Source organism: Ramlibacter sp., assembly GCF_035706265.1.
GTDB lineage: Bacteria > Pseudomonadota > Gammaproteobacteria > Burkholderiales > Burkholderiaceae_C > Ramlibacter.
On record NZ_DASSVG010000503.1, the window covers coordinates 1 to 6,805 of the forward strand.

Here is a 6,805-nt window from a genome sequence, read left to right on the forward strand (position 1 = left end):
TCCGGTGCCGGCCGGCATGCCGCGCGGGGCCTACCAGAACAGCGGCCTGAGCGCCGACCAGCCCCTGTCGCCGCGGCAGTACAACCCGCACAAGGTGGGCAACGACGCCTCGGCGCGGCCTTGGGAAAGCGGCTTCGACACCATGCACCAGCCGGACACCGGCGTGCGCATCGGCTCCGGCCTGGCCGGCGACGCGCTGCGCGGCTCGCAGAACTGGGGCGTGCCGGCGGGCTTCGACACCGAGGGTTTCCTGACGGCGGCCAAGCGCAATTTCGTGACGCTGCAGGACGCGTGGGACCGTGGCGACACCAGCACCCTGCGCAGCATGATGACCGACGAGATGCTGGGCGAGATCCGCAAGCAGATCGCCGAGCGCGAGCGCCAGCCGCAGGCGACGCCGCAGCACACCGAGGTGGCGATGCTGGAGGCCCAGCTGCTCGGGATCGAGGAGCTCGCCACCGAGTACATGGCCAGCGTGGAGTTCTCCGGCATGATCCGCGAGGAGCCCTCCGCCGGCCCGGCGCCCTTCCGCGAGGTGTGGAACATGGTCAAGCCGAAGGACGGCACCGCCGGCTGGCTGGTGGCGGGCGTGCAGCCGCTGCAGTAAGCGTCGTTCCCGCGCAGGCGGGAGCCGGAGAGAAAGGCCGCGCAAGCGGCCTTTCGCATGTCTGCGCGGGAATGGCGGCCTGCCAAGTGAAGATAATGGCGGGCTATGGCCACTCCCACCTCCCCAGGCTCCTTCTTCGACCAGCTGTTCGAGCGCGCCGGCAAGCTGCTGCAGCCCCCGGGCTGGGTGGTGGAGGAGGCGCAGCGCCGCCTCGTGCTGGCCCTCAACCACGTCCTGCAGCAGGAGCCCGAGGCCCAGGCCCGGCTGAAACGGCAGACCGGCCGCGTGGTGGAAGCGCACTGGCGCGTCTTCAGCGTGCGCCTGCAGGCCACGCCCGCCGGCCTGCTGGACCTGGGGCCGATCACGCAGAACCCCGACCTCACCGTGACCGTCGCCGACGAATCGCCGTTCTCCCTGCTGCAAAGCGCCGTGCGGGGCGAGAAGCCGACCATCCGCATCGTCGGCGACGTGCAGCTGGCCTCCGAGGTGCAGTGGCTGGTGGACCACGTCCGCTGGGACATGGAGGAGGACCTGGCGCGCATCTTCGGTGACGCACCGGCGCACGCCGTCGCCAGCGCCGCGCGCCGGATGGCCTCCGCCCTGCGCGGCTTCGTCGGCCGCGGCGGCCCCGCACCGGCCGCGGAGCCGCCCGGCGGGCCCGGCACACCGGGGCAGGCGGGCGGATGACGCGCTACCTGCGCGCCGCCTTCATCCTCTGGGTGATCCTGCGCTACGGGCTGGACGAGCTGGCCCTCTCCGGCTTCCGCGTGACGCGGGGCCTGGCGCGGATCGTCCGGCTGGGGCGCCGCCTCGACGCGCCGCGCGGGCAGCGCCTGCGCCAGGCCTTCGAGCACCTCGGGCCGATCTTCGTCAAGTTCGGCCAGGTGCTGTCGACCCGGCGCGACCTGATGCCCTCCGACATCGCCGACGAACTCGCCCTGTTGCAGGACCGGGTGCCGCCCTTTCCGGCGGAGGTGGCGGTGGCGACCATCGAGCGCGCCTTCCGCCGCCCGATCGACACCATCTTCGAGAGCTTCGAGCGCGAGCCGGTGGCCAGCGCCTCGATCGCCCAGGTGCACTTCGCCACCCTGCGGCTGCGCACCGGCGAGCTGAAGGAAGTCGCCGTCAAGGTGCTGCGCCCGGGCGTGCTGCCCGTGATCGACAAGGACCTGGACCTGATGCGCATGATGGCGCGCTGGGTCGAGCGGCTCTCGTACGACGCCCGGCGCCTGAAGCCGCGCGAGGTGGTCGCCGAATTCGACAAGTACCTGCACGACGAGCTGGACCTGGTGCGCGAGGCCGCCAACGCCGCCCAGCTGCGCCGCAACATGGCCAGCCTGCACCTGGTGCTGATCCCGGAGATGTACTGGGATTTCGTGCACCCGGAAGTGATCGTGATGGAGCGCATGGAGGGCGTCCCGATCAGCCAGGTGGACCGGCTGGTGACCGCCGGCGTGGACCTGCGGCAGCTGGCGCGCGACGGCGTGACCATCTTCTTCACCCAGGTGTTCCGCGACGGCTTCTTCCATGCCGACATGCACCCGGGCAACATCCAGGTGAGCGTGCAGCAGGGCACCTTCGGCCGCTACATCTCGCTGGATTTCGGCATCATCGGCACGCTCACGGAGTACGACAAGGAATACCTGGCCCAGAACTTCACGGCCTTCTTCCGGCGCGACTACAAGCGGGTGGCCGAACTGCACATCGAGTCCGGCTGGGTGCCGCCGGGAACGCGGGTGGACGAACTGGAGGGGGCGGTGCGCACGGTGTGCGAGCCCTATTTCGACCGGCCGCTGAAGGAGATCTCGCTGGGCATGGTGCTGATGCGCCTGTTCCAGATGTCGCGCCGCTTCAACGTGGACATCCAGCCGCAGCTGGTGCTGCTGCAGAAGACCCTGCTGAACATCGAGGGCCTGGGGCGCCAGCTCGATCCCGAGCTGGACTTGTGGAGCACCGCCAAGCCCTTCCTGGAGCGCTGGATGCTGGACCAGGTGGGCCCGCACAAGCTGTGGGAGGAACTGCGCGACCAGGCCCCGCGCTACGCCAAGATCCTGCCGGAGCTGCCGCACCTGATGCACAAGTACCTGCGGCGCGAGCGCGGGCTGCTGCGGCGCGAAGCCGACGACCTGATCGCCGAACTGAAGAAGACCAACCGCCTCCTGCAGGGAATCATCTATGGCGGCGTGGGCTTTGCATTGGGTCTGATCGTGATGCAATTCGTCGTGCGGATCCGGCTGTTCTAGCCCCCAAGGTCGCCGCTGCGCGGCGCCCGGCCCCCCGAGGGGGCGCAAGGAAACTTGGGGCGGCCCGGCGTTTCCTTGAGGCCGTTTCTCGCTTTGCCAAGGTTGGGCATAATGCCCCGCAGCCCGGAATGGGGACGGGCGCGCCGCTGTTTGGGAGACGGACCATGAATGTCACGCTGATCACCTTGGTGGTGCTGTACCTGCTCGGGACGCTGGCGATCGGTGTCTGGGCCGGCACGCGCATCCGCAACACCAGCGACTTCGCCATCGCCGGGCGCAGCCTGCCGCTGATCATGGTGGTCACCACCACCTTCGCCACCTGGTTCGGCGCCGAGACGGTGATGGGCATCCCGGCCCGCTTCGTCCAGGGCGGCCTGGGCGCGATCGTGGAAGACCCGTTCGGCGCCGGCACCTGCCTGATCCTGGTGGGCCTGTTCTTCGCCACCAAGCTTTACAAGCAGAACCTGCTGACCATCGGCGACTTCTACCGCCAGCGCTATGGGCGCGGCATCGAGGTGTTCTGCTCCAGCGCCATCATCCTGAGCTACCTGGGCTGGGTGGCGGCGCAGATCACCGCCCTGGGCCTGGTCTTCTCCGTCCTCACCAACGGCGCGATGTCCGAGACCACGGGCATGATCGTCGGCACCATGGCGGTGCTGGTCTACGTGGTGATCGGCGGCTTCCTGGCGGTGGCCTGGACGGACTTCATCCAGATGATCGTGCTGGTGGTGGGCCTGAGCATCATCGCCATGTTCTCGGTCGAACTCGCCGGCGGCAGCGACAAGGTGCTGGCCTCCATCGAGTCGCAGAACCTGTGGCACTTCCTGCCGCCGCCCAACTTCACCGAGGTGGCGATGTTCATCGGCGCCGGCCTCACCATGATGCTGGGCAGCATCCCGCAGCAGGACGTGTTCCAGCGCGTGATGTCGGCCCGCAACGCCGAGACTGCCCGCAACGGCGCGGTGATCGGCGGCGTGTCGTACATCCTGTTCGCCTTCGTGCCGATGTTCATCGTCGCCAGCGCCGTGGTGGTGATGGGTGACAGCGCCCTGGAGCTGGCCCGCAACGACTACCAGCGCGTGCTGCCCACCTTCGTGCTGACCAAGATGCCGCTGGTGATGCAGATCCTGTTCTTCGGCGCGCTGCTGTCGGCCATCAAGAGCACGTCCTCGGCGACCCTGCTGGCGCCTTCGACCAGCTTCGTCGAGAACATCCTGAAGAACCTGCGCCCGGGCATGACGGACAAGCAGCTGCTGTTCGCCATGCGCGCCACCATCGTCACGTTCACGGCGCTGGTGCTGGCCTATGCCATCGCGATGAAGGGCACCTCCATCTACGAACTGGTGTCCGCGGCCTACCAGGTCACCCTGGTCGGTGCCTTCGTGCCGCTGGCCATGGGCCTGTACTGGAAGCGGGCCACCACCCAGGGCGCGATCTGCTCGGTGGCCTTCGGGGTGGGCGTCTGGATCCTGTTCTTCCCGCAGGTGGGCGGCGAATACCTGAGCCAGGTCTTCCCGGGCCAGCTGGCGGGCCTGCTGGCCGCCATCGTCGGCATGATCGTCGGCTCGCTCGCGCCGCAGAAGCTGCGCAACCGCCACGAGGCCGTCAAGCACGTGGCCGGCCTGCCGGCGGCGCAGTCGGCGCAATGAACCTGGCCCGGGCCCGCCCCGGGCTTGGTTTTTGCGCGGCCGACTATAATTGAGGGCTTTGCATCAGACCTCCTGACCCAAGCCCGATGCCCATCTACGCTTACAAATGCGGCTCCTGCGGCCATGCCAAGGACGTTCTGCAGAAGATTTCCGATCCGGCCCTGAGCACCTGCCCCGCCTGCGGCGCCGAGAGCTTCGCCAAGCAGATCACGGCGGCCGGCTTCCAGCTCAAGGGCTCCGGCTGGTACGCGACGGATTTCCGCGGCGGCAGCAACGGCTCCTCGGCTTCCAAGTCCGAGGACAAGCCCGCCGACGGCGGCGGCAAGAGCGAGAGCACCCCGGCCGCGCCCAAGTCGGACGGGCCGAGCGCTGCAGGCTGCGGCGGCTCCTGCGCCTGCCACTGAGTCTTCGATGCACGCCCTGCGCAAGTGGCTGCTGGCGGGGCTGCTCGTCATCGTGCCGGTGGCCGTCACGGTCGCCGTGCTGCGCTGGATCATCGAGACGCTCGACCAGACGCTGCTGATCCTGCCCGCGTCGTGGCGCCCCGACCAGCTGCTCGGGATGCACATCCCGGGGCTGGGCGTGCTGCTCACGCTGGCCATCCTGCTGCTGGTGGGCGCCGCCGCGAGCAACTTCCTGGGCAAGAAGCTGGTCAACTTCGGTGACCGCGTGGTCGCCCGCATCCCGGTGGTGCGCGGCATCTACTCCAGCGTCAAGCAGGTCTCCGACACGCTGTTCTCCGAGAGCGGCAACGCCTTCCGCACCGCGGTGCTGGTGCAGTGGCCGCGCCCGGACGTGTGGACCATCGCCTTCGTCACCGGCACGCCCGGCGGCGACGTCACCACCTACCTGCGCGGGGACGAATACGTGAGCGTCTACGTCCCGACCACGCCGAACCCCACCGGCGGCTATTTCGTGATGCTGCGCAAGAGCGATTGCATCGAACTGAAGATGAGCGTCGACGAGGCGCTCAAGTACGTCGTCTCGATGGGCGTCGTCTCCCCCAGAATCTCCACCTGAACCTGTAGAAGGACGCGCTGCCGCAAGGCGGGCGCGTGATGTCCGTGACTGCTGCTCAATCCATGCGTACCACCTATTGCGGCCTGGTGACCGAGGCCCTGCTGGGCCAGACCGTCACGCTGTGCGGCTGGGTGAACCGCCGCCGCGACCACGGCGGCGTGATCTTCGTCGACCTGCGCGACCGCGAGGGCTACGTGCAGGTGGTGTGCGACCCCGACCGCCCCGAGATGTTCAAGACGGCCGAAAGCCTGCGCAACGAGTTCTGCGTGCAGGTCAAGGGCGTTGTGCGCGCCCGTCCGGCCGGCACCGTGAACGAGAACCTCAAGAGCGGCAAGATCGAAGTGCTGTGCCACGAGCTGACGGTGCTGAACCCGTCGGTCACGCCGCCCTTCCAGCTCGATGACGAGAACCTGTCGGAGACCACGCGCCTGATGCACCGCGTGCTGGACCTGCGCCGCCCGTACATGCAGAACAACCTGATGCTGCGCTACCGGGTGACCATGGAAGTGCGCAAGTTCATGGACGCCAACGGCTTCATCGACATCGAGACGCCGATGCTGACCAAGAGCACGCCCGAAGGCGCGCGCGACTACCTGGTGCCCTCGCGCGTGCACGACGGCATGTTCTTCGCGCTGCCGCAGTCGCCCCAGCTGTTCAAGCAGCTGCTGATGGTGTCGGGCTTCGACCGCTACTACCAGATCACCAAGTGCTTCCGCGACGAGGACCTGCGCGCCGACCGCCAGCCCGAGTTCACGCAGATCGACGTCGAGACCTCCTTCCTGACCGAGGAGGAGATCCGCACGATGTTCGAAGGCATGATCCGCAGCACCTTCCAGAACGTGCTGGGCATCGACATCGGCGCCTTCCCGGTGATGAAGCACGCCGACGCGATGCGCCTGTACGGCTCCGACAAGCCGGACCTGCGGGTGAAGCTGGAGTTCACCGAGCTCACCGACGTGATGAAGGACGTCGACTTCAAGGTCTTCTCCGGCCCGGCGAACGCCGAGGACGGCCGCGTGGTGGGCCTGCGGGTGCCGGGCGGCGGCGGCATGAGCCGCGGCGAGATCGACGGCTACACCGAGTTCGTGAAGATCTACGGCGCCAAGGGCCTGGCCTGGGTCAAGGTCAACGACGTGGCCGCCGGCCGCGAGGGCCTGCAGTCGCCGATCGTGAAGAACCTGCATGACCGCGCGATCGCCGAGATCCTGGCGCGCACCGGCGCGCAGAACGGCGACCTGGTCTTCTCCGGCGCCGACAAGGCCAAGGTGGTCAACGACGCCATCGGC

Annotated in this window: 7 protein-coding genes; all 7 read left to right on the forward strand. The window is 68.4% G+C overall.

The features are described 5' to 3' along the window. Positions 1-607, forward strand: a 607-nt coding sequence (locus tag VFM98_RS17985; RefSeq protein ID WP_325111273.1) for a Tim44-like domain-containing protein, incomplete at its 5' end; no start/stop codon positions are given. Between the two features lie 105 nt (positions 608-712). Continuing rightward, on the forward strand, positions 713-1,294 hold the full coding sequence (locus VFM98_RS17990) for a hypothetical protein (RefSeq protein ID WP_325111274.1): 582 nt from the start codon (positions 713-715) through the stop codon (positions 1,292-1,294). Continuing rightward, a complete protein-coding gene (gene ubiB, locus VFM98_RS17995; protein WP_325111275.1) occupies positions 1,291-2,850 on the forward strand; it encodes a ubiquinone biosynthesis regulatory protein kinase UbiB in 1,560 nt (519 codons plus the stop codon). The genes VFM98_RS17990 and ubiB overlap by 4 nt, the downstream gene beginning before the upstream one ends. Positions 2,851-3,014: 164 nt before the next feature. Next, positions 3,015-4,499 (forward strand): sodium:solute symporter family protein, encoded by a 1,485-nt coding sequence (locus tag VFM98_RS18000; protein WP_325111276.1) that lies wholly within the window; start codon positions 3,015-3,017, stop codon positions 4,497-4,499. Positions 4,500-4,585: 86 nt separating this feature from the next. Next, on the forward strand, positions 4,586-4,903 hold the full coding sequence (locus VFM98_RS18005; protein ID WP_325111277.1) for an FmdB family zinc ribbon protein: 318 nt from the start codon (positions 4,586-4,588) through the stop codon (positions 4,901-4,903). A gap of 7 nt (positions 4,904-4,910) precedes the next feature. Next, positions 4,911-5,519 carry a DUF502 domain-containing protein gene (locus tag VFM98_RS18010; protein WP_325111278.1) on the forward strand — a complete coding sequence of 203 codons (609 nt, stop codon included), beginning with the start codon at positions 4,911-4,913 and terminating at the stop codon, positions 5,517-5,519. 62 nt (positions 5,520-5,581) lie between these two features. Beyond that, positions 5,582-6,805 (forward strand): aspartate--tRNA ligase (gene aspS, locus VFM98_RS18015; RefSeq protein ID WP_325111279.1); only part of this gene is annotated, 1,224 nt, incomplete at its 3' end.